The sequence below is a fragment of the Cribrihabitans pelagius genome (assembly GCF_048820915.1).
GTDB classification, from domain to species: Bacteria; Pseudomonadota; Alphaproteobacteria; order Rhodobacterales; family Rhodobacteraceae; genus Cribrihabitans_A; species Cribrihabitans_A pelagius.
Map to the genome: position 1 here is coordinate 40,255 of NZ_JBMERR010000018.1, position 26,135 is coordinate 66,389.

The window sequence follows — 26,135 nt, forward strand, 5'->3', positions numbered from 1 at the left end:
AAGCCGATAATAGACAACGACAAAGGCGGGTCCAGCGTTGAATTTCAAGAATGTCAATTTGGCCCCGGGCCTTTACTTCGTCGCCACCCCGATCGGCACCGCCCGCGACATCACCCTGCGCGCGCTGGACGTTCTGGCCTCGGCCGAGGTGCTGGCGGCGGAGGATACCCGCTCCCTGCGCAAGCTGATGGAGATCCACGGCGTGCCCTTGGGCGGCCGCCGCATCATCGCCTATCACGACCACAGCGGCGAAGGCGCCCGCGCCAAGCTGATGGCGGCGCTGGCCGAAGGCAAATCGCTGGCCTATGCCTCCGAAGCCGGGATGCCGCTGATCGCCGACCCGGGCTACGGGCTCAGCCGCGCGGCGTCCGAAGCGGGCCATCTGGTCACTGCCGCGCCCGGTGCAACCGCCGCGGTGACGGCGCTGACGCTTGCGGGGCTGCCCACCGATGCCTTCTTCTTTGCGGGCTTCCTGCCGAATGCCGCCGGCGCGCGCCGCAAGCGGCTTGAGGAGCTGCGGGAGGTGCCGGGCACGCTCGTCTTCTACGAATCCCCCAAGCGCGTGGCGGCCTCGGTTGCGGATATGGCGGCGGTCCTGGGCAACCGCCCGGCGGCGCTGGCGCGCGAGCTGACCAAGAAGTTCGAGGAGGTGCGCCGCGCGCCGCTGGAAGAGCTCGCCACCGGGCTGGAGACGGCGCCTGTGAAGGGAGAGATCGTGCTGCTGGTCGACCGCGCGGCCGCGGCGGAGGCGAGCGACGGCGATATCGAGGCCGATCTGCGCGCCGCGCTTGGCGCCAATTCCGTGAAAGATGCCGCCGCCATCGTGGCAGAGACCCACGGGCTGCCGCGGCGCAAGGTCTACCAGCTGGCGTTGCAGCTGGCCAAGGACGAAGGCTAGGGGCGCATGGCGGCGCCCCGCAGCCGGCGCGGTCGCCGCGCGCATCTGGCAGGCGCCGCCGCCGAGGAGATCGCCGCGCGCCACTACGAGCGCCGCGGCTACCAGGTCGCGGAACGGCGCTGGCGCGGCCCGGGCGGCGAGATCGACCTGATCCTGCGCGGCCCGGAAGAGCTGGTCTTTGCCGAGGTCAAGCATTCCACCGCAGGCTCCGCGGCCCTGCGGATCACGCCGCAGCAGGCGGCCCGCATCTATGCCAGTGCCGGTCAGTACCTGGAAAACGAACCGCTCGGCCAGCTTACCCCGCTGCGCTTTGACGTGGCGCTGGTGGACGGGCAGGGCCGGGTGGAGATCATCGAAAATGCCTTTGGCCACGATTGACAGGGCCTGAGCCGCGCCCGTGTGCCGCGCCGCTGTCATGGGGCATTGAACCCGGGCGGAGGCTGGGCCATGTATTTGCTACCTTACAAGGGATATTGCCATGAAAATCGCTTTTCAGATGGACCCGGTCATGGGCGTGGACATCAACGCGGACAGCAGCTTCCGCCTGGCCGAGGAAGCCCAGGCGCGCGGCCATGAGCTGTTCTACTACGGCCCCGACCATCTGGCCTATCAGGAAGGCCGCATCACCGCCCGCGGCCACGACATGAGGGTGCAGCGGGTGGCTGGCGCCCCGGCCGAGCTCGGCCCCGAGCGCGAGGTGGACCTGGCGGATTTCGACGTGGTCTGGCTGCGCCAGGACCCGCCGTTCGACATGCACTACATCACCTCGACCCACCTGCTGGACCGGCTGAAGGGCAAGGCGCTGGTGGTGAACGACCCGTTTTGGGTTCGCAACTACCCCGAAAAGCTTCTGGTGCTGGACTTCCCCGGGCTGACCCCGCCCACCGCGGTGGCGCGCGACCTCGCGACCATCAAGGCGTTCAAGGAAAAGCACGGCGACATCATCCTGAAGCCGCTCTACGGCAACGGCGGCGCGGGCGTGTTCCGGCTCGATGCGGGCGACCGCAACCTCACCGCGCTGCACGAGCTGTTCACCGGGTTCAGCCGCGAACCCCTGATCGTGCAGAAATTCCTGCCGGCGGTGAGCCAAGGCGACAAGCGCATCATCCTGGTCGATGGCGAGCCGGTGGGCGCGATCAACCGCGTCCCGGCCGAGGGCGAGACCCGCTCCAACATGCATGTGGGCGGCCGCCCGGAGAAGATCGGCCTGAGCGCGCGCGACCGCGAGATCTGCGCCGCCATCGGCCCGCTCCTGCGCGAAAAGGGGCAGATCTTTGTCGGCATCGACGTGATCGGCGACTACCTCACGGAAATCAACGTGACCTCGCCCACCGGCATCCAGGAACTGGAACGCTTCGACGGCGCAAACATCGCGGCGAAGATCTGGCAGGCGATCGAAGCCAAGACCGGCTGATGAGCTGGCAGCGCCGGGTGCTCAACGGCTATTTCCGCTATGGAATGAAGCCGGTATTGCGGCTGGTCCGCAGCCCGGGGCTGGCGCGCTGCTGTTTCGAGTGCCTGGCGCCGGTCTTCTGCCCGCCGCTGCCGCATACGATGCTGCTCCAGCGCTCCAATGCGCCGGTGCCCATGTCCTTTGTCAGCGCCGGGCGCACGCGGCGGCGGGAGGTGATCCTTTACCTGCATGGCGGCGCCTTCCTCGCGGGCAGCGCGCGCTCCTACATCGGCCTGCTGTCGCGGCTGTCACGGGCGGCAGAGACTGTCGTGGCCGCGCCGGATTACCGCCTGTTGCAGGAGGCGCCGTTTCCGGCCGCCTTCGAGGATGCGCTTGCGGCCTGGCAGTATCTGCGCGCGCGCGGATATCCGGCGGAGCGCATCCTGCTGGCGGGGGACAGCGCGGGCGGCGGGCTGGCGCTGGCGCTTCTGTCGGCGCTCTTGCGCCGCGGCGAGCGGCCTGGGGCTGTGGCGGTGTTCTCCCCCTGGTGCGACCTCACGCTGAGCGGGGCCAGCATAAAGAAAAACCGCGCCCGCGACGTGCTGATCCCGGCGGCGCGGATGCGGGAGGTGATCGCGCTCTACCTCGATGGCGCCGCCCCGGAAGACCCGCGTGCCTCGCCGCTGTTTGCCCGCTACCCTGACCCGCCACCGGTGCTGATCCAGGCGGGCGATACCGAAGTGCTCCTGTCCGATGCGGAGCGCATCGCCGCCCGGCTGCGGCAGGCGGGCGGGCGTGTGAAGCTGAGCCTGTGGCGTGATGTGCCGCATGTCTGGCAGTTCATGGCCGACAATCTGCCCGAGGGCCGCGCTGCCCTGTCCGAGGCAGGCGCCTTCCTGCGCGCGCCGCCCGGCCCTCCCAAGCCACGCTGAAGTTCCGGCCGGGCTTACGGCCCTGACGCGGGCAGCCGGAAGCTCAGCGCCTCGCCAATGTGGGCACGTTCCACCCTTTCACAGGCCGCCAGGTCTGCAATGGTGCGCGCTACCCGCAAGACCCGGTGATAACCGCGTGCGGTCAGTCCAAAGCGCTCGGCGGCGCGCAACAGCAGGTCGCGGCCCTCACCGCAGGGCGCGGCCACCTCTTCCAGGAGCGCGCCCTCGGCATCGGCGTTCTGGCGCAGCCCGGGGTGATCGCGGAAGCGCGCGGCCTGGATTTCCCGCGCGATGGCGACGCGCTGGGCGACCTCGGCTGAACCTTCAGCGGCGGGCGGCAAGTCGAGACTGGCAAAGCTCACAGGCGGCACGTCGATACGCAAATCAAAGCGGTCCAGCAGCGGCCCCGACAGGCGGCCGAGGTAGTCCGCGCCGCATTGCGGCGCCCGGGCGCAGGCGCGCGAGGCATCGGCCAGGTGGCCGCATTTGCAGGGGTTTGCCGCCGCCGCCAGCATGAAGCGGCTGGGGTATTTCACATGCGCGTTGGCCCGCGCCACCATCACTTCGCCGGTCTCCAGCGGCTGGCGCAGCGTCTCCAGCACCGGGCGGGCGAACTCCGGCAGTTCGTCGAGGAACAGGACGCCATTGTGCGCGAGACTGATCTCGCCCGGCTGCGCCCGCCTCCCGCCGCCCGCAATCGCCGCCATCGAGGCCGTGTGATGCGGCTCCCGGAAGGGGCGGGCGCGGCTGATGCCGCCGTCGCCGATCAGCCCGCAGAGCGAATGGATCATCGAGGTCTCCAGCGCCTCCGCCGCACTGAGGGGCGGCAGGATCGAAGGCAGCCGCGCCGCCAGCATCGACTTGCCCGAGCCCGGCGGGCCGGTCATCAGGAAGTGGTGCCGCCCGGCGGCAGCGATCTCCAGCGCGCGCTTGGCCCGTTCCTGGCCCTTCACGTCGCGCAGATCCTTGCCGCCGCCCGGCAACGTGACCTCGCCCGGCCGGGCGGGTTCGATCAGGCGCTGGCCGGTGAAATGCTGCACCGCCTCGGTGAGGGAGGCAGCACCCGTGACCCGCGCAGCGCCGACCCAGGCAGCTTCCGCGCCGGAGGCTTTGGGGCAAAGGAGCATCCGGTCCGTTTCCGCCGCCGTCACCGCCGCAGGCAGCGCGCCGGTCACCGGCATCAGCGTGCCATCAAGCGACAGCTCCCCCAGCGCGATGGTCTCCGCCGCGGTTTCCGGCGGCACGATGCCGATCGCGGCGAGCAGTGCCAGGGCGATCGGCAGGTCGAAGTGGCTGCCCTCCTTGGGCAGGTCGGCAGGCGAGAGGTTCACCGTGATGCGGCGCGAGGGCAGGGCGATGGACATGGCGGCAAAGGCTGCGCGCACCCGCTCGCGCGCCTCGCTCACCGCTTTGTCAGGCAGGCCGACGACGGAGAAAGCGGGGAGGCCCGGGGCCACCGCGCATTGCACCTCGACAAGCCGGGCCTCGACCCCTTGGAAGGCAACGGTGTAGGCGCGTGAAATCATGGCTCCCCAGGTTCCCTGTTCCCTTGTTCTGGGCAGCCATGCTCGGCAGTCGTGGTTTCCGAAAGGTTAACGCGCCGGGCGGCAGCGCGCGAATTCACGCAGTCTTGCCGCTTGGCCCGGGCGTCCCGGTCTCAATCCAGTGTCGCCTTCAGAGACCAAGGCCGGCGCGGCAGGTCGAGCTTGTAGGGCTCGGGGTCATATTCCACCTCCTGCGCCAGCGCCTGCCACCGCAAGACCGCCGGGTCGGACAGCAGCGCGCGGCAGTAAGCAAGGGTTGCGTCAGAGACCGGCAGCCCATAGCCGATAATCCGCGCCGCCACCGGGGTGTAGAAGACATCGGCCAGCGAATAGGCGCCGAACAGCCAGCCCTCCGCAGCGCCCGAGACGGCCCGGGCATGGGCAAACAACGTCTCGACCCGGGCAAGATCGCCGCGCACCGCCGGGGCGGGGTCAAAGCCCTCGTAGACATGCGCGAGCTGCATCGGGCAAGCGCTGCGCAGGGCACCGAAACCCGCCGCCATCTCCGCCGCCAGCCAGCGCGCGGTTGCGCGGGCGGCAGGGTCCGCAGGCCAGAGCCCGGCCTCCGGGTGGCGCTCGGCCAGGGTTTCGGCAATGGCGAGGCTTTCGCCCACCACCGTGCCCTCGGGCGTGCGCAGCGCGGGCACCAGCCGGGCCGGCGCCAAATGCGCCAAGTCCCGCGCCATCGTGCCGGAGTAAAGCCCCACCATGTGAACCCGGTGGGGCAGGGAGAATTTTTCGAGCATGAGCCAGCCGCGCAGGGACCAGCTGGAGAACATGCGATCGCCGATATAAAGGTCATATGTCATGCCGTGACGCTAGCGCGGCGGCGGGGTTTTCAGAACGGAATGTTTGTGATGCAGAGGCTCACGGACGGTGATTGATCCGCCCGCAGCGCCAGCCCGCGGGGCCGGAGGCAAGCTCCGTGACCGAGAGGTTGTCGATCTTGTGGCCAAATGCCTGCAAGGCCGTGAGGCCCGCGGCGCGCTGGATCTGGGTCAGGATCTGGCCGAAATGGCCAACCACGATCAGGTCATGCCCGGCATGGGCGGCCAAGAGCCCGTCCACCGCAGCGTTCACCCGGGCGCAGGTCTGATGCCAGCTTTCGCCGCCAGGCGGGGTGCTGTCGCCGGGCTCATCCCAATAGGCGCGGATGCGGGCCGGGTCCTCGGCATCCACCTCCTGCCAGCTGCGCATCTCCCAGGCGCCGAAATGGATCTCCCGCAGCCCATGCAGATCCGGCAGGCGGCGGCGGCCGCCCGCAAGCGCAGCGGCGGTATCACCCGCGCGGCGCAGGTCCGAGGCCACCACCAGCGCCTCCGGGGGCAGATACTCCGACAGCCGCTGCAGCGCGGCGGTATCCGAGAGGTCGGCGGCGAGATCGGTCCAGCCCACCATGCCCTTGGCATGGGTGGGCCCGTGCCGCACCAGGAACAGCCGGGTCTCCGCGCGGCTCATGCGGGCGGCCCCTTCAGCACCAGCGGCAGCCCGGCGGTCACCTGCACCACACGGTCCGCCTGTGCCGCCAGCGCGATGTTGAGCCGGCCCTGCGCCTCGCGGAACTGCCGCGCCAGCCGGTTCTCCGGCACGATGCCCAGCCCGGTTTCGTTAGAGACGATCACCAGCTCCGAGGCGCAACCTTCAATTGCAGAGAGCAGCGCTTCCTGGGCTGCGGCAAGGCCGTTGCCCGCCAGCAAGTGGCTGGTCAGCCACATGGTGGCGCAGTCCATCAGGCAGATCTGGCCGGGCGCAAGTGCGCCCAGAACGCGGCCTGCATCCTGCGGCTCTTCAACAGTGGTCCACCCGGGGCCTCTTTGTTTCACGTGGCGTGACACTTTTGCCGCCATTTCACCATCAAGGACTTGTGAAGTTGCCCAATAAACCCTGTCTTTTCCGCTGCTTGCGCAAAGGCTCTCGGCATAGGCCGATTTTCCCGATGCGGCCCCGCCCAGAATAAATGTGACATTTAGCGGCAATTTTATTACCCTTGAAGTACTGAAGCCGTTCCTGTGGGTAACCGCGGGGCCCGGTTAAGACAAGAGACCGCAGCACCCCCGGGGTTCCACTCGTCAAGCCGGGGAGGTCTGTAAAAGGGCCAAAGATCATTTTCACGAGATATTTTTGGCCCGTGGATGTGTGCCCCGCCAGCTTGGGGCAAGGTCCGCCGCGCCAGCTGCAGAACATGGGTGTACCGGGCCCAATGTAATCCAAGCGCTGCCTCAGGACGTAGTTTGTTAAACAGTTTCCGGGGGGAGAAACATGCCACTTGATCACGCGACAGAAAACCCGTTGCCGAAACAGGCGATGAAGGCCGAGCTTTTGGATGCCGAAACCGAGTTGCGCCTGGCCTATGCCTGGCGCGACGACCGCGATGTGGAATCGCTGCACCGCCTGATCAACGCCTACATGCGGCTGGCAATCTCCATGGCCGCCAAGTTCAAGCGCTACGGCGCGCCGATGAATGACCTGATCCAGGAGGCGGGGCTGGGGCTGATGAAGGCCGCCGACAAGTTCGACCCGGACCGCGGCGTGCGGTTCTCCACCTATGCGGTGTGGTGGATCAAGGCCTCGATCCAGGACTACGTGATGCGCAACTGGTCGATGGTGCGCACCGGCTCGACCTCCTCGCAGAAATCGCTGTTCTTCAACATGCGCCGCGTGCAGGCCCAGCTGGAACGCGCGGCGCGCGCCTCGGGCGAGCGGCTGGACCAGCACCAGCTGCACCAGAAGATCGCCAGCGAAATCGGCGTGCCGCTGCGCGACGTCGAGATGATGGAGGGGCGGCTCTCGGGCGCGGACTTCTCGCTCAACGCGGTGCAATCCTCCGACGAGGACGGCCGCGAGTGGATCGATGCGCTGGAAGACGAAAGCTCCCAGGCGGACGAGCTGGTGCAGGCCCGCCACGACCGCCGCCAGCTGCGCAAATGGCTGGTGTCGGCGCTGCAGTCGCTGAATGACCGCGAGCGCTTCATCATCACCGAACGCAAGCTGCGCGAGCGGCCGCGCACGCTGGAAAGCCTCGGCACCGAACTGGGCCTCTCCAAGGAGCGGGTGCGGCAGCTGGAGGCGGGGGCCTTCCAGAAGATGCGCAAATGCCTTGAAAGCCAGTCGCGCGAGGTGCAAAGACTGCTTTCATGACCGCCCCGTTGCAGGCACTGAAGGCTCTCACGGGCGCCGCCGTTCTGGCGGCGCTTGTTGCGTTTGGGCCGGCCGCGTCCGGAGTGGTTGCGGAAGAGGCGGCAGGGACGGCAGAGGCGGCAGACCTGAAGCAAGCCGCCGCACGGCTCTCGGCGGCCGATGCGGTTCTTCTGGGCGAGGTGCATGACAATCCGCAGCATCATCTGAACCAGGCGGCGCTGCTGCGTGCCTTGAGGCCGCGGGCGGTGGTCTGGGAAATGCTCTCGCCCGCCCAGGCCGCCGGGTTGACGCCGGACCTGATACAGGATGCGGCCGCGCTGGCCCGCCGCCTGGACTGGGCTGCTTCCGGCTGGCCGGACTTTGCGCTCTACGCGCCGGTCTTCGCCGCCGCCGGTGACGCGCGCCACTACGGCGCGCTCCTGCCGCGCACCGCGGCGCGGGCGGCGCTTGAGCGGGGGGCGGCGGGGTATTTCGGCCCTGAGGACGCCGCTGGTCTGGGCCTGCTGGCGGCGCTGCCGCCAGCCGAACAGGCAGCGCGCGAGGCGGAGCAGATGGCGGCTCATTGCGGCGCGCTGCCGGCAGAGATGCTGCCCGGTATGGTGGAGATCCAGCGCCTGCGCGACGCCCGGCTGGCGTCCGAGGCGGCGCGGGCCCTGGCAGAGACCGGCGGCCCTGTGGCGGTGATCACCGGCAACGGCCATGCCCGGAGCGACCGCGGCATCGCCGTCTATCTGGCGCGGCTGAACCCCGGGGCCACGGTCCTCAGCCTGGGGCAGTCCGAAGCGGGCCGGCTCGACGGCCGGTTCGACGTGGTGCTGGACGCTCCCGCCGCACCCCGGTCCGATCCTTGCACGGCCTTCCGGTGACACGCCCCCGCCTTGCGCAGCAAGGCGCCCGGCCCACCGCCGCCAAGGCCCGAGAGGGCCTGCGGGGGCGGGAGCGCTCCGCAGGTGCGGGCGCCGGGCAGGGCGGGGGAACGGGGAAAAGGCGTTTCCTCTTGCGGCCCTGCACGGTACAGTCGGCGCCGGTGCAACGGCAGGGGCGCGCAGATGCTGGCTGGCAAACATATTCTTCTGATCATCGGCGGCGGCATCGCGGCCTATAAATCGCTGGAGCTGATCCGCCGCCTGCAAGACCAGGGCGCGCGGGTGACGCCGGTGCTGACCCGCGCGGGCGAGGAGTTCGTGACCCCGCTGTCGGTTGCGGCGCTGGCGGGAGCGGCGGTGCACCGCGATCTCTTCGACCTTACTGCCGAAGCCGAGATGGGCCATATCCAGCTGTCGCGCAGCGCCGGCCTCCTGGTGGTGGCACCCGCCACCGCCGATTTGATGGCGAAGATGGCGCAGGGCCACGCCAACGACCTCGCCTCGACCCTTCTGCTCGCGACCGACACGCCGGTGCTGCTGGCGCCTGCAATGAATGTTCGCATGTGGGACCACCCGGCCACCCGGCGCAACCTCGCCACGCTGAAGGCGGATGGCGTTGCCACCGTGGGCCCGAACGAGGGCAGCATGGCCTGCGGCGAATACGGCCCCGGCCGCATGGCGGAGCCCGATGAGATCGTCGCGGCCATCGCGGCCCGGTTCGCGGAAGGCCCGCTGCACGGCAAGCGCATCCTCGTCACCTCCGGCCCGACGCATGAACCGATCGACCCGGTACGCTACATCGCCAACCGCTCTTCGGGTGCGCAGGGGGCGGCGGTGGCCCGTGCTCTGCGCGACCTGGGTGCGGAAGTGGTGTTCATCACGGGCCCGGCAGCGGTCGGCCCCCCCGAGGGCGTGCAGGTGGTGGCGGTGGAAACCGCGCGCGAAATGGCGGCCGCGGTTGAGGCGGCGCTGCCTGCCGATGCCGGCGTCTTTGCCGCGGCAGTGGCGGACTGGCGGGTGGCGGGCGCCTCGGACCGCAAGCTGAAGAAATCGAAGGACGGCCTGCCCGCGCTGGAATTTGCCGAGAATCCCGACATCCTGAAGACGGTGTCGCAAATGGAGACCGGGCGGCCGCCGCTGGTGGTCGGTTTCGCTGCGGAGACCAACGACGTGGTCGAAAACGCCGCCGCCAAGCGGCTGCGCAAGGGCTGCGACTGGATAGTCGCCAATGATGTCTCGCCCGCGACCGGCATCATGGGCGGCAGCGAAAACGCGGTGACGCTGATTTCGGACCAGGGCCCGGAAGCCTGGCCGCGCATGGGCAAGGATGCGGTCGCACGCCAGCTGGCAGAGCGGATCGCGGCGGCGCTGGCCGGGTGAAAGTGAGTATTTTCGGCAAGATGACGAGGGGGCGGTCATGGTGACCATAAGGCTGATCCACGACGAAGGCGCCGATACCGGCGTGCCGCTGCCGTCCTACGAGACCGCGGGCGCTGCGGGCGCTGATCTGCGCGCCAATCTGCCGGACCGCGGCGAGATCCGCTTGGCACCCGGCGCGCGGGCGCTGGTGCCCACCGGCCTGAGGATCGAGATTCCGCAAGGTTACGAGGTGCAGATCCGGCCGCGCTCTGGATTGGCTCTGAAACACGGGCTGACCCTGCCCAACACCCCCGGCACCATCGACAGCGATTACCGCGGGCCGCTCGGAGTGATCCTGATGAACGCGGGGCAGGAGAGCTTCTCAATCACCCACGGCGCCCGCATCGCGCAAATGGTGGTGGCACCGGTGCTGCAGGCTTGTTTCGAGCTGGCCGAAGGCCTGAGCGAGACCACCCGCGGCCGCGGTGGCTTCGGTTCGACCGGGACCGGCTGATGCTGGCGGTTCTGGGCATTGCCGGGCTGATCTGGTGGGGCGGCCGCCTGGCCGGGCTGGAGACGCCCTTGCGGCTGGCGCTGCTTGGGCTTCTGTTCGCCGCGGTGATTGCCGTGCAGCTGACCCTGCCCGCGGGCAGCCCGCTGCGTGAGGCCACCGGCGGCTCCCCGGCGCCCTGGCTGATGCTCGCAGGCTTTGGCGCTCTTGCAGCGCTGTACGGCCGTGTTGTCGCCGGGCTGAAGGCGCGCGCGCAGGCGGGCGAAGCGGAGGCTGCCGTTCAGGCCGGCCAGGTGGCGTTTTCCGAGACCGAGCTGGACCGCTATGCCCGCCACATCGTGCTGCGCGAGGTGGGGGGCGCAGGGCAAAAGAAGCTGAAAGCAGCGAAGGTGCTGGTGATCGGCGCCGGCGGGTTGGGCGCACCCGCGCTGCAATACCTCGCCGCGGCCGGTACCGGCACTATCGGGGTGATCGACTTCGATATTGTGGAAAACGCCAACCTGCAGCGTCAGGTGATCCACCGGGATACCGATATCGGCATGCCAAAGGTGTTTTCTGCCCAGGCCGCGATGCTGGCACAGAACCCCTACGTCACCGTGCGCCCCTATCACCGCCGCCTGAGCGAAGAGATCGCGGAGGAGCTGTTTGCCGAGTATGATCTGATCCTCGATGGGACCGACAACTTCGCCGCCCGCTACCTCGCCAACCGAGCCGCGGTGAAACTGGGCAAGCCCCTGATATCGGGCGCGCTGTCGCAATGGGAGGGGCAGCTTTCGCTGTTCCACCCGGACGCGGGCGGCCCCTGCTACCAGTGCATCTTCCCCGAGGCGCCCGCCCCCGGCCTCGCACCCAGCTGCGCCGAGGCAGGCGTGATCGGCCCCCTGCCGGGCGTCATGGGGTCGATGATGGCGGTTGAGGCGGTAAAGCAGATCACTGGCGCCGGGGTACCTCTGCGCGGGGCGATGCTGATCTATGACGCGCTTTACGGCGAAACCCGCCGCATCGCGTTGAAGCCGCGGGCGGATTGCCCGGTCTGCGGCGGATTGGGCGCGTCCTAGAGGTTCGTCGCAGCCTCTGGACGCCGCTGGCCTGCCCGCATAGCCTGCCCGCAAAGGAGGCTTCGAGCATGACCAACCCGCTTCTGTCCCAATGGGTCACGCCCTTCGGGATCGCGCCCTTCGCGGAGATTTCCGACAAGGACTTTGCCCCGGCGCTGGATGCCGCGCTGACGGCCCACAATGCGCAGGTCGCGGCCATCGCCAGCGACCCCGCACCGCCGGACTTCGCAAATGTGATCGGCGCGCTGGAAACGCCCTGCCGCGAGCTGGAGCAGGTGCTCTCGGTCTTCTTCACCGTGGCGGGCGCCGACAGCAATCCCAAGCGGCAGGAGCTGCAGCGGGAATTCTCGCCGCGGCTGGCGGCGCATTTCTCCGCCATCACCGCGAACAAGGCGCTTTATGCGCGGGTGAAGGCGGTCTGGGAGCAGCGCGACAGCCTGGAGCTGACGGACGAGCAGCAGCGCGTGCTGATGCTGACCCACCGCGGCTTCGTGCGCGGCGGCGCGGCGCTGGAAGGGGCAGAGGACGTCCGCATGCAGGAGATCAAGGGCAGGCTTGCGGCACTTGGCACCCAGTTCACCCAGAACCTGCTGGCGGATGAGCGGGAGCGGATTCTGCCGCTTGCCGAAGCGGACCTCGAAGGGCTGCCGGATTTTATTGTCCGTTCGGCCCGCGCGGCAGGCGAAGAGAAGGGCGCCGGTGGCCCGGTCATCACGCTGTCGCGCTCGCTGATCGTGCCCTTCCTGCAGTTCTCGCCGCGCCGCGACCTGCGCGAGAAAGCCTTCACCGCCTGGGCTGCGCGCGGCGCCGGCGGCGGCGAGACAGACAACCGCGGCATCGCTGCCGAGATCCTGCAGCTGCGCGAGGAGCGCGCCAGGCTGCTCGGATATGACAGCTTTGCGGCCTACAAGCTGGAAACCGAAATGGCCAAAACGCCCGAGGCGGTGCGCAGCCTCCTGATGGAGGTCTGGGGGCCGGCGAAGGCGCGTGCCGAAGCAGATGCCGCGGTGCTGACAGAGATGATGCACGCCGATGGCATCAACGGCGATCTCGAGCCCTGGGACTGGCGCTACTACGCGGCCAAGCGGCGCAAGGCCGAGCATGATCTCGATGAGGCGGAACTGAAACCCTACCTGCAGCTCGACCGGATGATCGAGGCCGCCTTCGCCTGCGCCACGCGCCTCTTCGGGCTGTCGTTCAAGCCGCTGGACATCCCGCTCTACCACCCGGACTGCCGGGCCTGGGAGGTGACCCGCGACGGCGAACATCTTGCGGTTTTCATCGGCGACTATTTTGCCCGCGGCTCCAAACGCTCCGGTGCCTGGTGCTCGGCGATGCGCAGCCAGGCGAAACACCCCGAGCGGCAGACACCTGTGGTGATCAACGTCTGCAACTTCGCCAAGGGCGACCCGGCGCTCCTGTCCTGGGACGATGCCGGCACGCTGTTCCACGAATTCGGCCACGCGCTGCATCAGATGCTGTCGGACGTGACCTATGACAGCATCTCGGGCACCTCGGTGGCGCGCGATTTCGTGGAACTGCCGAGCCAGCTTTACGAACACTGGCTGGAGGTGCCGGAGGTGCTGCAGGAGTTCGCCACCCATGCGGAGACCGGCACGCCGATGCCGGAAGACCTGCTGCAGAAGGTGCTGGGGGCGGCCAATTTCGACATGGGGTTCCAGACCGTGGAATACGTGGCCTCGGCGCTGGTGGATCTCGCGTTCCACGACGGCCCGGCGCCCGCCGATCCGATGGCGGAGCAGGCCCGGGTGCTGGAGGGGATCGGCCTGCCGCATGCCATCACCATGCGCCATGCGACGCCGCATTTCGCGCATGTGTTCTCGGGAGACGGCTATTCCTCGGGGTACTACAGCTACATGTGGTCTGAGGTGATGGACGCGGATGCCTTTGCCGCCTTCAAGGAAGCGGGCGGCCCCTTCGACGCCGAGCGCGCCGCCGCGCTGGAGGAGCATATCCTGTCAGCGGGCGGCTCGCGCGATCCGGCCGAACTCTACACCGCCTTCCGCGGCCGCCTGCCCGGAGTCGACGCCTTGCTGACGGGCCGCGGTTTGGTGCCAAGCTGAGAAAGCGCCCTGCCGGGCGCTGCCTCCGGCGGGGGTATTTCCGGCCAGAAAGTGGCAGCGGGCGCCTGCGCCACTTTCTGGCCGGAAATACCCTGGGGAAAATGCGCCGCAAGGCGCAGGGGGGCAAGCCCCCCGCCTCAGTAGCCGCGCTGGCGGTCCACCAGATGCAGAAGCGGCTCGCCCGCCTCGCTGCGGCGGATGTTTTCGGCGATGAGTTCGGCGGCTGTGCTATCCCGGGTCTCCGAGGCGATGTGCGGGGTCACGGTCACCTGCGGGTGTTGCCAATAGGGGTGCGAGGCGGGCAGCGGTTCCATACGGAAGACGTCGAGCGTGGCGTGGCCGATCTCGCCGCTGTCCAGTGCCCTGAGCAGCGCCGCGTCATCGATCAACGGGCCGCGGCCCGGATTGAGGATGCGCGCGCCGCGCGGCAGCCAGGCGAGGGTTTTGGCGTTGAGGGTGTTTTCCGTCTCCGGCGTATCGGCCAGCAGGAGGACAAGAATTTCTGCTTCCGAAAGCGCGGCCTTCAGACCCTCGGATCCGTTATGGCAGGTAATGCCCTCGATGTCCTTGGGGCTGCGGCTCCAGCCGGTGACGTTGAAGCCCAGACCGGCCAGCGTGCGGGCGGCGGCGGACCCCAGCGCGCCGAGGCCCAGCACGGTCACCTTGCGGTTGCGCGCCAGCGGCGGCACGCGGCGGTGCCAGCGCCCGTTCAGCCCGTGGATGTGGGCATCCATTCCCAGATGGTAGCGCAGCACATGGCCTGCGACCCATTCGGTCATGCCCTCCTGCAGCCCGCTGTCAGCCATCCGCGTCAATGGCACGGTGAGGGTCCTGTTGGGGGCGATGCGCTCCACCCCGGCCCAGAGGCTGAGCACCGCCTTCAGCCGGGTGAAGGCGGTGAAATCGCTAACCGGACCATCCGGCGCGTAGACGATGTAGTCCACGTCCTGCGGGGCATAGCTGCCGCTCAGCTGCGCGTCCACGCCGTGCCGGTCCAGCTCCGCCTTGAGCAGCGGCTGGTAGGCGGGCCAGGCCTCGGGACGGCCCGCAAAAAGTACATTGACGGTCATCGGGGCTCCTTAGCGTGCGGCTTGCCGGGGGCGGTGGATTTGGGCGCTTTGCACCAGGCCGAAGGCGCCGAGCAGCACCAGCATCGCCGAGCCGCCGTAGGAGACCATCGGCAGCGGCACCCCCACCACCGGCGCCAGCCCCATCACCATCGACATGTTCACCGCGAAGAACAAAAAGAAGGTGATTGCGATACCCATGGTCACCAGCGACGAGAAACGGTCCTTGGTGGCTATCGCGGTGGCGATGCAGAAGGCGATGATCAGCATGTAGAGCCCCAGAAGGGTGAAGCCGCCGATGAAGCCGAACTCCTCGGCCAGGGTGGTGAAGATGAAGTCGGTGTGTTTCTCCGGCAGGAAGTTCAGCCGCGACTGCGTCCCTTGCATGAAGCCCCGGCCCGACCAGCCGCCGGAGCCGAGCGCGATCTTCGACTGGGTAATGTGGTAGCCTGCGCCCAGCGGGTCCTGCGAGGGGTCGAGGAAAGTGTCGATGCGGCGGAACTGGTAGTCCTTCAGCAATTGCCACTCGGTGCCGCGGCTTTGGAACACGGCGGTGACCAGGCCTGCGCCGGCCGCGATCACTGCGGCGAAATAGGCCCAGTGCACGCCGGCCAGGAACATCACCCCGCCGCCGGCTGCCATCAGCAGGATCGAGGTGCCGAGGTCGGGCTGTTTCAGCACCAGCGCAGTGGGCAGCAGGATCAGCCCCACCGGGATCAGCACCCAGAGCGGCCGGGAGGTGCGCTCCGACGGCAGCCAGTCGTAATAGGCGGCGAGCAGCATCACCAGTGTGATCTTGGTCATCTCGGATGGTTGCAGCCGCATGAAGCCAAGATCGATCCAGCGCTGCGCGCCCATGCCGACGGTGCCGAACAGCTCCACCGCGACCAGCAGCAGCAGCGAGACCAGATAGGCCGCCGCCGAGATATTGCGCCAGAACCAGATCGGGATCAGCGCCACCAGGAGCATGCCCGCCATGCCCACGGCAAAGCGTTTCACCTGCGGCTCCACCCAGGGGGAGAACGAACCGCCGGCCACCGAGTACAGCATCAGGAAGCCGACGCCCGCGACGGTCACCAGAAGCAGCGTCAGCCCCCAGTTCAGGTAGAGGATCTTGCGCAGTCCGGTGGGCGTCGACTGTGCGTGATAGGCGAGATAGCTCATGCCTTGGACCTCGCGCTGTCTGCCGGGCGGCGCTCCTCGCGCTCGCGCTCCAGCCGTTCCTGCTGCGCCTTGATGCGGCTGCGGTCGGCCTTGGGGTAGGCTTCCAGCGGCGGGGTGCCGTCGTAAAGCGCCTGCAACAGCACGTCGCGCGCCACCGGGGCCGCCGCGGTGGAGCCGCCGCCGCCGTGCTCGACCACCACCGCAACCGCGTATTTCGGGTTGTCGTAGGGGGCAAAGCAGACAAACAACGCGTGGTCGCGGCGCTCCCAGGGCAGGTCTTCGTTGCGGATCACGCCCGCCGCGCGTTCGGCGGCGGTGATGTTGCGGACCTGGCTGGTGCCGGTCTTGCCCGCCATGCGCATGTCATCGGCGATGATGCGGGAGCGGTAGGCGGTGCCGCGGCGGTCGTTGCTGACCGAATGCATGCCCCGGCGCACCATGCGCAGGTTGTTCTCGCTGATGCCCAGCGGCTCGCCAGCGCCGTCCGGCTGCTCCACTCCGTCGATCGACTTCAACAGCCGCGGCGTCACGCTGCGGCCGGTGGCGATGCGGGCCGACATCACCGCCAGCTGCAGGGGCGAGGCCAGCATGTAGCCCTGGCCGATCGACACGTTCACGGTGTCGCCGACCAGCCAGTCCTGGCCATAGGAGCGCCGCTTCCACTCCTTGGTCGGGGCCAGCCCCTGCGCCACCGCAGACATCGGCAGGTCGTGGCGCACGCCGAGGCCGAAGCGGTTGGCCATTTCGGTGATCTTGTCGATGCCGACCTTGATGGCGACATCGTAATAATAGACATCGCAGGAGCGTTTCAGCGAGGTGTTGAGATCGACATGGCCGTGGCCTGCGCGTTTCCAGCAGTGGAAGCGGCGGCCGGAGACCTCAAGATGGCCGGGGCACCAGACGGTTTCCTCCGGCCCGATCAGCCCGGCCTCCAGCGCCGCAAGCGCGGTGATCATCTTGAAGGTTGAGCCGGGCGGGTAGGTGCCCTGCACAGTCTTGTTGGCAAGCGGCCGGTAGGGGTCCCCGGTCAGCATCCGGTAGTCGGCGACCGAGATGCCGCGCACAAACAGGTTGGGGTCGAAGCTGGGCGAAGAGCAGATCGCGCGCACGTCGCCCTTTTCGCAGTCGATCACCACAGCGGCAGCGCTTTCATTGCCAAGCCGCGCCTGCACATAGGCTTGCAGGCCCGCGTCGATGGTCAGCTGCATGTCGGCGCCCGCCACCCCCTCCTGCCGGTCCAGCTCGCGCATCACCCGGCCGGTGGCGTTGACCTCCACCCGCTTGGCGCCCGCCTTGCCGCGCAGCACGTCCTCGCGCCGGGCCTCGAAGCCGACCTTGCCGATCTGGAAGCGCGGGATGCGCAGGATCGGCTCGGGGTCTTCCAGCTTCGACAGGTCATAGTCGGAGACCGGGCCCACGTAGCCGACCACATGAGCGAAGTCCTCCAGCTGCGGATAGACCCGGGTCAGGCCCACCTCCGGCGTGATGCCGGGCAGGGCGGGGGCGTTCACCGCGACCTTCGAGATGTCCTGCCAGCCGATCCGGTCGGCCAGCGTTATCGGCAGGAAGGGCGGCGAGCGCCGCATTTCGGCGCGGGCGCGCTCCAGGTCCTCCGGGTCGAGCGGCAGGAGCTTGGTGAGCCGGGCGATCACCTCCTCCACGTCGCCTGCGTCTTCCGGCACCACGGTGATCCTGTAGGAGGGCGAGTTCTGGGCGATAATCCGGCCGTTGCGGTCGAAGATCTCGCCCCGCGCGGGGGGCAGCAGCCGGATGTTAATACGGTTTTCCTCGGCCAGCAGGCGGAATTCATCGGCCTGATCGACCTGCAGATAGCGCATCCGCGCCGCCAGCCCGCCGGCAAAGCCCAGCTGCAAGCCGCCCAGGAGCAGGGCGCGGCGGGACATCTTGCGGTGCGAGGCGTCGGTATCCTTGGGGCTGCGGCGCATCAGCGGCCTCCCAGGGTTTCGGCTTCGGCGGGCGAGAGCTTGCGCACGCCCATCAAGCTTTGGCTGAACCAGACCACGGCCGGGTAGGCGAGGATGGTCATCACCGTCTGGATCACCGAGAGGCTCACCGGCGCGCGCGGCACGCCGAACAGGGCGAGCGTCAGCCGCTCCAGCGTGGCGATGCCAATGAGCACTAGCGCCACTGCCAGCCATTCGCCGGCAAAGGTTGCTTCCCGCTGCGGTGCGGCGCGCGCCTTCAGCAGCTCGCAGCCCAGCACCGCAAGCAGCGCCAGCAGCCCGGGCGGGCGCTGAAACAGAAGATCGGCCAGAAGCATCACCAGCGCAATCGACAGCGCAGGCACGTAGTCGGGCCGCCGCAGCGACCAGGCCATCGCCAGCGCCAGCAGGAAGTCCGGCGGCGCCCAGCGGCGCGGCTCGGTGTCCAGCGGAAGGAGGTGGAAGAAGAGGATCACCAGCGCCAGGCCTGGGAAGGCGGCGCGCATGGCCCAGATCCTGGCGGGGGCGGGGTTAGCCATTGGTAGCGGCCTCCTCCCCGCTGTCCGCATCCGTTTCCGCGCCCAGGCTTTCGGGCCGGGCCTGCGGCACCGGATCGCCCGGGGCGGGGCCAACCAGCGCGCCGGGATCCTCGATCACCTCGGTGCCGTGGTGGCGCAGCACGCGCAGGTATTCGAGCCGGCCGTAGTCCGCCGAGAGCCGCACCCGCATCCGGCCGGAGCGGTCCTTGGCGACCTGGCCGATCAGCAGCCCCGCTGGAAACACCGAGCCGTCGCCCGAGGTCACCACCCGGTCGCCGGGGCGCACCAGGTCGGGGTTCTCCAGGAAGCTCAGCACAGGTCCGGCGCTGTTGTCGCCGGTGACCAGCGCGGTCTGGCCGGAGGGCTGGATGGTGGCAGGCACCGCACTTGCGGCATCGGTCAGCAGGATCACCCGGGCGGTGTCGCGCCCGGTGCCGGAAATGCGCCCCACCAGGCCGATCCCGTCCATCGCGGCCCAGCCGTCATGCACGCCGTCGCGGGCGCCGACATTCAGCAGCACCGATTGGCGGAACGGCGAGCCGCTGTCGGCCATCACCACGCCGGTGATATAGGTGAGCTGCGGGTCCAGCCGCACGTTGTTGAGATCCAGCAGCCGGGCGTTTTCCTGCTCGAGCTGCAGCGCCGCCTCCTTCCATGCCCGCATCTGGCGCAGCTCGCTGCGCAGCTCGCGGTTCTGCTCGGCCAGGCGCTGATAGCTCTGGAAGTCACGCCACAGGTTGATGGTGGCGGTGACCGGCACCATCGCCCAGTCCATGTTGGGCACCACCCGGTCCGCGACCTGCGCCCGGAACCGCTCCATCCGCGGGCTGTCGATGCGCCAGACGATGAAGACCGCGGCCAGGCACAGGCACAGCACCGCCAGCAGCAGGCGCCGCAGCGGAGCGGTGTAATCGTCGCGCTGAGAGCGGTCTTTTGCCACGGGACTCCTTCCGGCCGGCTGCGGAGCGGCGCGCGGCCGTCTTTGGCCTTAGCTGTCGTAGTCGATCGCGTGGGCCAGCTGCTTTTCGTATTCCAGCGCCTTGCCGGTGCCAAGCGCCACGCAGTTGAGGCTTTCGTCGGCGATGGAGACCGCCAGCCCGGTCTGCTCCCGCAAGGCGAGGTCGAGATCGCCCAAAAGCGCGCCGCCGCCGGTCAGCATCACGCCGCGGTCGACGATGTCGGCGGCCAGATCCGGCGGCGTGGTCTCCAGCGCGGTCATCACCGCCTCGCAGATCTGCTGCACCGGCTCGGCCAGGGCTTCGGCAACCTGGGCCTGGGAAATCTCGATCTCCTTCGGCACGCCATTCAGCAGGTCGCGGCCGCGGATCTGCATCGACTGGCCGCGGCCGTCGTCGGGCATCCGGGCGGTGCCGATCGAGGTCTTGATACGCTCAGCCGTGGCCTCGCCCACCAAGAGGTTCTGCTGGCGCCGCAGGTAGGAGATGATCGCCTCGTCCATGCGGTCGCCGCCGACGCGGACCGAGCGCGCATAGACGATATCGCCCAGCGACAGCACCGCCACCTCGGTGGTGCCGCCGCCAATGTCGACAACCATGTTGCCGGTCGGATCGGTGATCGGCATGCCCGCGCCGATGGCGGCGGCAATCGGCTCGGCAATCAGGCCCGCGCGGCGCGCGCCTGCCGACAGCACCGACTGGCGGATCGCGCGCTTTTCGACCGGGGTGGCGCCATGCGGCACGCAGACGATGATCTTGGGTTTGGAGAAGGTCGAGCGCTTGTGCACCTTGCGGATGAAGTGCTTGATCATCTCCTCGGCGGTGTCGAAGTCGGCAATCACGCCTTCGCGCATCGGCCGGATCGCCTCGATCGAGCCGGGGGTGCGGCCCAGCATCAGCTTGGCATCCTCACCCACGGCCAGCACCTTCTTGACGCCGTCCTTGACGTGATAGGCAACTACGGAAGGCTCGGACAGGATCACACCGCGGCCCTTCACATAGACCAGCGTGTTTGCCGTGCCGAGGTCGATGGCCATGTCCGAAGTGAACAGACCGCCTAAATTTCCGAATAGCGCCATTAAGCCGGGATCCTGTAAGTGCTGCCGTTTTTTACCGTACCGACTCCGCCTGCGCTGGAGTCCCCAACCTTATATGCGCCCCGGAAGGACCGCGAAAGGGCGTATTATGGTGAAACAGCGCCTTTCCGCCAAGCGCCGCGCTGGTGATTGGTAGATGCCAGCCGGGTGCGGCCGCGCAGGCGGGCAGGGTTCCGGGCGGCCGGACGGCGCAGGGGGGCGGCGTGTACTGCGCCTGCGCTGGCCGCTTGTTTCCGAGGCTCCGCCCGGCCCATGGCTGGGCATGGGGGGCAAGCGCCTGGTCAGCCCGAAAAAATCCGCTTCATCTCCGCGTCGAAACGGGTCCAGGTCAAGGTGGCGCGGTTGCCGGCATACCCGTGGTAGTAGGATTTGCCGTTTGCTGTCGGCAGGCCCGCCCAGATTTTGGCCAGGTTATGCATGAAGGTCTTGCGGCCCATATCTCCTTGCAGGAAATCGCTGTAGCCCGCTTCCTCCAGAAGCTGGTGCGCCAGCTGGTCCTGCAACTGGGGCGAGAAGCGGGCCTGGCGGCTGACGCTCTGGTGGCGCACCAGGCGGCGCAGCGTTGCCGGGATCAGCTGATAGCGGCCGATGGCGTGCGGCTGTCCGGGAGTGGCGTCGATCCAGGCGTAGATTTCGCCGATGGTCATGCTGGTGGGTTTCCTGGCAGGGCGGCGGGCGGCGCCGTACTGAACCGCGTCATAGCCCGCGCCGCCCGCCTCGGCGCTGGCGATCAGCGACATCAACTGCTGAGCGTCCGGCGGTGCGGCGGGGGCTCGGGCAAACAAGCCGCTGCCGCTGCGCCCCCGGAAGAGGCTGCTTGCACCGGGGCGCAGGGCCACCGCTCCGCGGCCCGCGCCGGCACCGGGCAGCCTGTCAGGCAACAGGCTGGTGTTGGGCTGGGGCAGTGCGCCAGGCGTCTGGGGGCCGTCCGCAGGGGCATCCGGATTCGGTGTCGAGGCCTGATGCAGGAAGAACCCGTTTCCAACCAGCGAATAGGCGCCGGCCCGGCCCGGGCCTGGCGCGGCCAGCAACAGCAGCGCCAGGCAGAGGGCAAACGGGGGGAAGGCACGGGAGCTCGTTCTGAGGGGCATCGGGACCTGCTTTCTGCCGGCGGGAGGGTGCGGGCAGACTGGCACGAGGGGGTTGCGATTCCGTTTACCGCGGTGCAGCACCCTCTTCCGCCGGGCCGCGAATACGGCTAGGGGAGGGGCCATGCTGTCCTATCAACATATCTACCACGCCGGGAACCTGGCCGATGTGCAGAAGCACGCGCTGCTGGCATGGATGCTGGGCTACCTGACCCGCAAGGACAAACCGCTCAGCTATATCGAGACGCACGCGGGCCGCGGGCTCTACCATCTTGACGCGCCCGAAGCGGTGAAGACCGGCGAGGCGGAGGCGGGCATCACCCGCCTCCTGCAGGCGCAGGCGCTGGACGCCGCGCACCCGCTGCACCGCGCGATCTCGGCCGTCCGCGCCCGTCACGGAGCCGCGGCCTATCCCGGCTCGCCGCTGATCGCGGCCGAATTGCTGCGCCCGGGCGATGCGTTGCATTTTGCCGAGTTGCACCCGCAGGAGCACAACGCGCTGGCCGAGGCGCTCACGCCTTACAAGGCGAAGGTGCACAAGCAGGACGGTTTCGAGCTGGCGCTGTCACTGGCGCCGCCCACGCCGCGCCGGGGGCTTTGCCTGATCGACCCGAGCTACGAGGTGAAGGCGGATTACACGCGCATCCCGGGGATCATCGGCAAGCTGCACCGCAAGTGGAATGTGGGCGTGATCGCGCTGTGGTATCCGATCCTGACCGATGGGGCGCACAAGGACATGCTGGCCGCACTGGACGCGCAGGACCTGCCCGGCGCCCTGCGCCACGAGGTGCGCTTCCCGCCGGTGCGCGAAGGCCACCGGATGGCGGGCTCGGGCATGTTCGTGGTGAACGCGCCCTTTGGCGCAGAGGAAGAAGCGGCGCGGATCAGCCGGCTGTTCCGGTCGGGGTGACCGCCGCCCCGTGCCGTCTGGTGTCACCCGGTGCCGGTTCCCGGGGGGCTCAGCAGGCCGGGTTCATGCGTCGGCTGCGGCTGCGGCTGCGTCGCGGGCTTCCCACTCGCGGATCCATTTCCAGCCGCCAAGCGCTGCGATCAGCGGCGCCAGCTCGGCCTCGTAGGGTTTCCACTTGTCCAGCCCCTTGCGGTTGATGCCCTTGCGCACCTGCATCACGGACGCGGTTTTCACCGCCTGATCCGACGCCTCCGGGGACAGGCAGGCCGGGTTCCAGTCCATTTCGAGATGCGCAAGGATCGCGCGCATCTGCGGCTCCGGGGCCTCGACCAGGGCACGGTAGGATTGCACCCGCAGCCTGCTGCCCAGTTTGGGCTGGAAATCGTCAAGCGATGCATAAACCGTGCGGATCATGTGGCCGATCCACTCCAGCCTCTTTGAGAACAGCTGGCCGTTGGCGAAATTCCTGGTGAACAAAGACAGCCCAACGTCCAATGGGTGCCGCATCATGAAAATGAACCGGGCTTCCGGCAGTATCATCCGTGCAAAACCCATTTCCAGCGCGTTTGCCGGCATCTTGTCGACGATGACAGACGCGCCGGCAGGTTCAGCCGGGACGTTGTTTTGCAGGAAGGCGTTGCGCACCGCGCTCAGCAGCGCGACCGGCGCTTCCTGGCACCACTGCCAGAATCCGGGATCTGCTGCCTGCTTCTTCATCAGGCTGTGCGCGGCCAGACGGGCGTCGGCCAGCCCCGGGCTTTCGCCGATCGAAGCGATGTCCGGATGGCGGCTGAGCATGACGTCCAGCAGGGTCGTGCCCGAGCGCGGCAGGCCTGTCACGAACGCGAAGCGCGGAGCGCCGTCACCGGTGAGGGCTTCTGGCGTGGCGCCGGGATGGAAGGCCGCCCGCTGCTCCGCGATCCTTTGATCGAACTCGGCTGGGGAGTAGGTGCCGGGAATGGCATCCTTGCACTTGCGGAAATACTGCATCGCCTGCCGTGTGTTGCCGGCGGCGCCTTCAATCTGTCCGAGGGCATTGCAGACGCAGGCGGTTTCTTCCACGCTGAGCAACGGAGACCCGGCCAGCTGCCGCAGTTTAGCAGCCTCCGCACTGTCCGCCGCCAGCGGGTCTGCCAGGTGCAGGGACGAAAGCGCCATGGCTGAAACCGGATCCAGATCCAGCATCTTGTGAAAGGCAGCGGAGGCGGCTGCCCTGTCGCCCAGGGCCAGCTTGCGCGTCCCGATCTTGTGCCAGGTTTCAAGGTGTTCCGGCCAGGTGTCCGCGACGGCGTCAAGAACGAGGAAGCACCGCTCCGTCATGTCCATGCCCCAATAGCAATCCGCAACCGCATGCAACACATCAAGAGCGGGCGGTTCCGCCTGCACCTTGGGGAGCAGGAGGCCCAGGGCTTGGCTGTATTGCCCCGTCTTCATCAGGAACTCGATGGGCTTTGCGCGCGCTTCCGGAGTGGGGAGGCTGGCAGAAATTTGTGCGGGCAGGCTCACTGGGGCCTCCAGTCTTGCAGGGATTAACCGGGATTCCCTGCAGTTTATGCCGCAACAAGGTTTACACCGTGTTACGGCACTGGAAGATCCGCCAGGCTGGTTTTGCAGGCGTGGCACCGCCCGCTTCACGCGGACGGTGACGGACGGTCAGGCGAGGTCCTTGTAGGAGACTTCCTTGGCATCCGCGCCCTCACCGAACTTGCCGCGGCGCACGATCAGCCGGTTCAGCGCGTTCACATAGGCCTTGGCCGAGGCCACCACGGTGTCGGTATTGGCGGACTGGCCGGTGGCGATGATGCCGTCTTCCTCCAGGCGCACCGAAACCGTGGCCTGGGCGTCGGTGCCCTCGGTCACCGCGTGGACCTGGTAGAGCTGCAGGTGCGCCGCGTTGGGGTAGATCGCGCGGATTGCCTTGAAGGTGGCATCCACCGGCCCGTCGCCGGTCTCGGTTGCGGAGACGTCCTTGCCGTCGATCTCCATCTCGATGGTGGCTTCGGCCGGGCCGCCGGTGCCGCAAATCACCTTCATCGAAACCACCTGCAGATGGTCGTTCTCGGCATCCTCGCCCGAGCGCATCAGCGCGATGATGTCGTCGTCGAAGACTTCCTTCTTGCGGTCGGCGAGCTCCTTGAAGCGGACAAAGACGTCCTTCAGCTGGTTGTCGCCCACCTCGTAGCCGAGGTGCTCCAGCTTGTCGCGCAGCGCCGCGCGGCCCGAGTGCTTGCCCAAGGGCAGCGAGGTGCCGGAGAGGCCCACGTCCTCGGGGCGCATGATCTCGAAGGTCTCCTTGTTCTTCAGCATGCCGTCCTGGTGGATGCCGGACTCATGCGCAAAGGCGTTCTTGCCGACGATCGCCTTGTTGAACTGCACCGGGAAGCCCGACACGGTGGAGACCCTGCGGGAGATGTGCATCAGCTTGGTGGTGTCGACGCCGGTCGACCAGGGCATGATGTCGTTCCTGACCTTCAGCGCCATCACCACCTCTTCCAGAGCGGTGTTGCCCGCGCGTTCGCCCAACCCGTTGATGGTGCATTCGATCTGCCGCGCGCCGCCTTCGACAGCCGCCAGCGCGTTGGCCGTCGCCATGCCGAGGTCGTTGTGGCAATGGGTGGCAAAGACCACCTCATCGGCGCCCGGAACCGTCGCGATCAGCCGCTTGATGAGGTCGGCCGATTCCATCGGCGCGGTATAGCCCACGGTATCGGGGATATTGATGGTGGTGGCGCCCGCCTTGATCGCGATCTCGATCACCCGGCAGAGGTAGTCCCACTCGGTCCGCGTGGCATCCATCGGCGACCATTGCACGTCGTCGACCAGGTTGCGGGCGTGGGTCACAGTTTCGTGGATCTTGTCGGCCATCTCGTCCATCGTGAGGTTCGGGATGGCGCGGTGCAGCGGCGAGGTGCCGATGAAGGTGTGGATGCGCGGCCGCGCGGCCTTGCGCACCGCTTCGGCGCAGCGGTCGATGTCCTTGAGGTTGGCGCGCGCCAGGCCGCAGATCACCGCGTTCTGCGACCGCTCGGCGATCTCGGACACCGCGCGGAAGTCGCCTTCGGAGGCGATCGGGAAGCCCGCTTCGATGATGTCCACGCCCATTTCGTCCAGAAGGCCGGCAATCTCCAGCTTCTCCTCATGGGTCATGGTGGCGCCGGGGCTCTGCTCGCCGTCGCGCAGGGTGGTGTCGAAGATCAATACACGGGCGGGGTCGCCGGAGGCGGGGAATGCTTTGGTCATGGCTGATATCTTTCGTTTCTGTCCTGAGCCGTCTGGTCCTGAACCCTGCGGGCCTGCGCCCAAGCGGGCTGCATCTGCGGGGTCAGGGACTTGGAGGTGGTCTTTGCCTGTTGGCGCGCGAGCAGCAATCCTCTGAGCGGGCGCGCCAGACCGGCACGCTCAGAGGCGGGCTAGGACCAGTAGGGCGCAGAACGCCGCGCCGCGGAATGCGGCTTGGGTGGCGGGGATATCTGCGCGTCTGCTCATGGCTGCGATTTATACAGAGGCGCAAGCGAATGGGAAGAAATTTCTTCCCGCCCTGAATCCGGAGGCGCCGGGCGGCGGGGGCAGCGGGGTGGCAAGCGCAGC

Annotated in this window: 24 protein-coding genes; 11 read left to right on the forward strand and 13 right to left on the reverse strand. The window is 68.2% G+C overall.

Annotated features, from left to right (window positions below):
• The first annotated feature begins 37 nt into the window (after window positions 1-37).
• The 4 genes from rsmI to ACOHX0_RS15895 all read left to right on the forward strand — a co-directional run bounded on the left by rsmI (window position 38) and on the right by ACOHX0_RS15895 (window position 3,223).
• Window positions 38-898 carry a 16S rRNA (cytidine(1402)-2'-O)-methyltransferase gene (gene rsmI, locus ACOHX0_RS15880; protein WP_420678068.1) on the forward strand — a complete coding sequence of 287 codons (861 nt, stop codon included), beginning with the start codon at window positions 38-40 and terminating at the stop codon, window positions 896-898.
• 6 nt (window positions 899-904) lie between these two features.
• Entirely contained in the window at window positions 905-1,276 is a 372-nt protein-coding gene (locus tag ACOHX0_RS15885; RefSeq protein WP_420678069.1) for a YraN family protein, read from the forward strand.
• A 100-nt stretch (window positions 1,277-1,376) separates the two neighbouring features.
• Window positions 1,377-2,312, forward strand: a complete 936-nt coding sequence (gshB, locus tag ACOHX0_RS15890) for a glutathione synthase (protein ID WP_420678071.1) — start codon at window positions 1,377-1,379, stop codon at window positions 2,310-2,312.
• Complete coding sequence (locus tag ACOHX0_RS15895; protein WP_420678072.1) at window positions 2,312-3,223, forward strand: alpha/beta hydrolase fold domain-containing protein; 912 nt, start codon at window positions 2,312-2,314, stop codon at window positions 3,221-3,223. Before gshB ends, ACOHX0_RS15895 begins: the two co-directional genes overlap by 1 nt.
• Before the next feature lie 14 nt (window positions 3,224-3,237).
• Here ACOHX0_RS15895 and ACOHX0_RS15900 read toward each other — a convergent pair whose 3' ends face one another.
• From ACOHX0_RS15900 to cobU, 4 genes are all read right to left on the reverse strand, one after another.
• Window positions 3,238-4,749, reverse strand: a complete 1,512-nt coding sequence (locus ACOHX0_RS15900) for a YifB family Mg chelatase-like AAA ATPase (RefSeq protein WP_420678073.1) — start codon at window positions 4,747-4,749, stop codon at window positions 3,238-3,240.
• Between the two features lie 131 nt (window positions 4,750-4,880).
• Window positions 4,881-5,576, reverse strand: coding sequence for a glutathione S-transferase (locus ACOHX0_RS15905; RefSeq protein ID WP_420678075.1), 696 nt, complete (start codon window positions 5,574-5,576; stop codon window positions 4,881-4,883).
• Window positions 5,577-5,634: 58 nt separating this feature from the next.
• A complete protein-coding gene (locus tag ACOHX0_RS15910; RefSeq protein ID WP_420678076.1) occupies window positions 5,635-6,225 on the reverse strand; it encodes a histidine phosphatase family protein in 591 nt (196 codons plus the stop codon).
• A complete protein-coding gene (gene cobU / locus ACOHX0_RS15915) occupies window positions 6,222-6,743 on the reverse strand; it encodes a bifunctional adenosylcobinamide kinase/adenosylcobinamide-phosphate guanylyltransferase (RefSeq protein WP_420678078.1) in 522 nt (173 codons plus the stop codon). The genes ACOHX0_RS15910 and cobU overlap by 4 nt, the downstream gene beginning before the upstream one ends.
• A 283-nt stretch (window positions 6,744-7,026) precedes the next feature.
• Between cobU and ACOHX0_RS15920 the strand changes: the two genes are divergently transcribed.
• The 6 genes from ACOHX0_RS15920 to ACOHX0_RS15945 all read left to right on the forward strand — a co-directional run bounded on the left by ACOHX0_RS15920 (window position 7,027) and on the right by ACOHX0_RS15945 (window position 13,783).
• Complete coding sequence (locus ACOHX0_RS15920) at window positions 7,027-7,905, forward strand: RNA polymerase factor sigma-32 (protein ID WP_420678079.1); 879 nt, start codon at window positions 7,027-7,029, stop codon at window positions 7,903-7,905.
• Window positions 7,902-8,771: a ChaN family lipoprotein gene (locus ACOHX0_RS15925; protein ID WP_420678080.1), complete on the forward strand. Its 870-nt coding sequence runs from the start codon at window positions 7,902-7,904 to the stop codon at window positions 8,769-8,771. Before ACOHX0_RS15920 ends, ACOHX0_RS15925 begins: the two co-directional genes overlap by 4 nt.
• A 183-nt stretch (window positions 8,772-8,954) precedes the next feature.
• Window positions 8,955-10,151, forward strand: coding sequence for a bifunctional phosphopantothenoylcysteine decarboxylase/phosphopantothenate--cysteine ligase CoaBC (gene coaBC / locus ACOHX0_RS15930; protein ID WP_420678082.1), 1,197 nt, complete (start codon window positions 8,955-8,957; stop codon window positions 10,149-10,151).
• Between the two features lie 37 nt (window positions 10,152-10,188).
• Complete coding sequence (gene dut / locus ACOHX0_RS15935; RefSeq protein ID WP_420678083.1) at window positions 10,189-10,644, forward strand: dUTP diphosphatase; 456 nt, start codon at window positions 10,189-10,191, stop codon at window positions 10,642-10,644.
• Complete coding sequence (locus ACOHX0_RS15940) at window positions 10,644-11,699, forward strand: HesA/MoeB/ThiF family protein (protein WP_420678085.1); 1,056 nt, start codon at window positions 10,644-10,646, stop codon at window positions 11,697-11,699. The genes dut and ACOHX0_RS15940 overlap by 1 nt, the downstream gene beginning before the upstream one ends.
• A 68-nt stretch (window positions 11,700-11,767) precedes the next feature.
• On the forward strand, window positions 11,768-13,783 hold the full coding sequence (locus ACOHX0_RS15945) for a M3 family metallopeptidase (RefSeq protein ID WP_420678086.1): 2,016 nt from the start codon (window positions 11,768-11,770) through the stop codon (window positions 13,781-13,783).
• Between the two features lie 137 nt (window positions 13,784-13,920).
• On the opposite strand, the gene ACOHX0_RS15950 is transcribed toward ACOHX0_RS15945, so the two are convergent.
• The 7 genes from ACOHX0_RS15950 to ACOHX0_RS15980 form a co-directional block, all read right to left on the reverse strand.
• The gene (locus ACOHX0_RS15950) at window positions 13,921-14,853 is read right to left on the reverse strand and encodes a 2-hydroxyacid dehydrogenase (RefSeq protein WP_420678088.1); all 933 of its coding nucleotides are present in this window, start codon (window positions 14,851-14,853) and stop codon (window positions 13,921-13,923) included.
• A 9-nt stretch (window positions 14,854-14,862) separates the two neighbouring features.
• Complete coding sequence (rodA, locus tag ACOHX0_RS15955) at window positions 14,863-16,014, reverse strand: rod shape-determining protein RodA (RefSeq protein WP_420678090.1); 1,152 nt, start codon at window positions 16,012-16,014, stop codon at window positions 14,863-14,865.
• Window positions 16,011-17,960 (reverse strand): penicillin-binding protein 2, encoded by a 1,950-nt coding sequence (gene mrdA, locus ACOHX0_RS15960; protein ID WP_420678093.1) that lies wholly within the window; start codon window positions 17,958-17,960, stop codon window positions 16,011-16,013. The genes rodA and mrdA overlap by 4 nt, the downstream gene beginning before the upstream one ends.
• A complete protein-coding gene (locus ACOHX0_RS15965) occupies window positions 17,960-18,496 on the reverse strand; it encodes a rod shape-determining protein MreD (RefSeq protein WP_420678094.1) in 537 nt (178 codons plus the stop codon). Before ACOHX0_RS15965 ends, mrdA begins: the two co-directional genes overlap by 1 nt.
• A complete protein-coding gene (gene mreC / locus ACOHX0_RS15970; RefSeq protein ID WP_420678096.1) occupies window positions 18,489-19,436 on the reverse strand; it encodes a rod shape-determining protein MreC in 948 nt (315 codons plus the stop codon). Before mreC ends, ACOHX0_RS15965 begins: the two co-directional genes overlap by 8 nt.
• A 48-nt stretch (window positions 19,437-19,484) precedes the next feature.
• On the reverse strand, window positions 19,485-20,531 hold the full coding sequence (locus ACOHX0_RS15975; protein ID WP_420665828.1) for a rod shape-determining protein: 1,047 nt from the start codon (window positions 20,529-20,531) through the stop codon (window positions 19,485-19,487).
• A gap of 299 nt (window positions 20,532-20,830) precedes the next feature.
• The gene (locus ACOHX0_RS15980) at window positions 20,831-21,640 is read right to left on the reverse strand and encodes a hypothetical protein (protein ID WP_420678097.1); all 810 of its coding nucleotides are present in this window, start codon (window positions 21,638-21,640) and stop codon (window positions 20,831-20,833) included.
• A gap of 121 nt (window positions 21,641-21,761) precedes the next feature.
• Between ACOHX0_RS15980 and ACOHX0_RS15985 the strand changes: the two genes are divergently transcribed.
• Window positions 21,762-22,547 carry a 23S rRNA (adenine(2030)-N(6))-methyltransferase RlmJ gene (locus tag ACOHX0_RS15985; protein ID WP_420678098.1) on the forward strand — a complete coding sequence of 262 codons (786 nt, stop codon included), beginning with the start codon at window positions 21,762-21,764 and terminating at the stop codon, window positions 22,545-22,547.
• Between the two features lie 63 nt (window positions 22,548-22,610).
• On the opposite strand, the gene ACOHX0_RS15990 is transcribed toward ACOHX0_RS15985, so the two are convergent.
• Both ACOHX0_RS15990 and ACOHX0_RS15995 read right to left on the reverse strand, forming a co-directional pair.
• Window positions 22,611-24,182: a tetratricopeptide repeat-containing sulfotransferase family protein gene (locus tag ACOHX0_RS15990; protein WP_420678099.1), complete on the reverse strand. Its 1,572-nt coding sequence runs from the start codon at window positions 24,180-24,182 to the stop codon at window positions 22,611-22,613.
• Between the two features lie 18 nt (window positions 24,183-24,200).
• Entirely contained in the window at window positions 24,201-25,787 is a 1,587-nt protein-coding gene (locus ACOHX0_RS15995; RefSeq protein WP_420678100.1) for a 2-isopropylmalate synthase, read from the reverse strand.
• Window positions 25,788-26,135 lie beyond the last annotated feature (348 nt).

What these genes read in the sequence shown, in the direction of transcription:
- rodA (WP_420678090.1), bottom strand. Translation starts at nt 16,014, where the DNA reads ATGAGCTATCTCGCCTATCACGCACAGTCGACGCCCACCGGACTGCGC.
- ACOHX0_RS15905 (WP_420678075.1), bottom strand. Translation starts at nt 5,576, where the DNA reads ATGACATATGACCTTTATATCGGCGATCGCATGTTCTCCAGCTGGTCC.
- ACOHX0_RS15995 (WP_420678100.1), bottom strand. Translation starts at nt 25,787, where the DNA reads ATGACCAAAGCATTCCCCGCCTCCGGCGACCCCGCCCGTGTATTGATC.
- ACOHX0_RS15925 (WP_420678080.1), top strand. Translation starts at nt 7,902, where the DNA reads ATGACCGCCCCGTTGCAGGCACTGAAGGCTCTCACGGGCGCCGCCGTT.
- ACOHX0_RS15965 (WP_420678094.1), bottom strand. Translation starts at nt 18,496, where the DNA reads ATGGCTAACCCCGCCCCCGCCAGGATCTGGGCCATGCGCGCCGCCTTC.
- gshB (WP_420678071.1), top strand. Translation starts at nt 1,377, where the DNA reads ATGAAAATCGCTTTTCAGATGGACCCGGTCATGGGCGTGGACATCAAC.
- ACOHX0_RS15910 (WP_420678076.1), bottom strand. Translation starts at nt 6,225, where the DNA reads ATGAGCCGCGCGGAGACCCGGCTGTTCCTGGTGCGGCACGGGCCCACC.
- ACOHX0_RS15940 (WP_420678085.1), top strand. Translation starts at nt 10,644, where the DNA reads ATGCTGGCGGTTCTGGGCATTGCCGGGCTGATCTGGTGGGGCGGCCGC.
- dut (WP_420678083.1), top strand. Translation starts at nt 10,189, where the DNA reads ATGGTGACCATAAGGCTGATCCACGACGAAGGCGCCGATACCGGCGTG.
- ACOHX0_RS15920 (WP_420678079.1), top strand. Translation starts at nt 7,027, where the DNA reads ATGCCACTTGATCACGCGACAGAAAACCCGTTGCCGAAACAGGCGATG.
- ACOHX0_RS15985 (WP_420678098.1), top strand. Translation starts at nt 21,762, where the DNA reads ATGCTGTCCTATCAACATATCTACCACGCCGGGAACCTGGCCGATGTG.
- ACOHX0_RS15950 (WP_420678088.1), bottom strand. Translation starts at nt 14,853, where the DNA reads ATGACCGTCAATGTACTTTTTGCGGGCCGTCCCGAGGCCTGGCCCGCC.
- coaBC (WP_420678082.1), top strand. Translation starts at nt 8,955, where the DNA reads ATGCTGGCTGGCAAACATATTCTTCTGATCATCGGCGGCGGCATCGCG.
- ACOHX0_RS15900 (WP_420678073.1), bottom strand. Translation starts at nt 4,749, where the DNA reads ATGATTTCACGCGCCTACACCGTTGCCTTCCAAGGGGTCGAGGCCCGG.
- ACOHX0_RS15975 (WP_420665828.1), bottom strand. Translation starts at nt 20,531, where the DNA reads ATGGCGCTATTCGGAAATTTAGGCGGTCTGTTCACTTCGGACATGGCC.
- mrdA (WP_420678093.1), bottom strand. Translation starts at nt 17,960, where the DNA reads ATGCGCCGCAGCCCCAAGGATACCGACGCCTCGCACCGCAAGATGTCC.
- ACOHX0_RS15885 (WP_420678069.1), top strand. Translation starts at nt 905, where the DNA reads ATGGCGGCGCCCCGCAGCCGGCGCGGTCGCCGCGCGCATCTGGCAGGC.
- ACOHX0_RS15980 (WP_420678097.1), bottom strand. Translation starts at nt 21,640, where the DNA reads ATGCCCCTCAGAACGAGCTCCCGTGCCTTCCCCCCGTTTGCCCTCTGC.
- ACOHX0_RS15945 (WP_420678086.1), top strand. Translation starts at nt 11,768, where the DNA reads ATGACCAACCCGCTTCTGTCCCAATGGGTCACGCCCTTCGGGATCGCG.
- ACOHX0_RS15895 (WP_420678072.1), top strand. Translation starts at nt 2,312, where the DNA reads ATGAGCTGGCAGCGCCGGGTGCTCAACGGCTATTTCCGCTATGGAATG.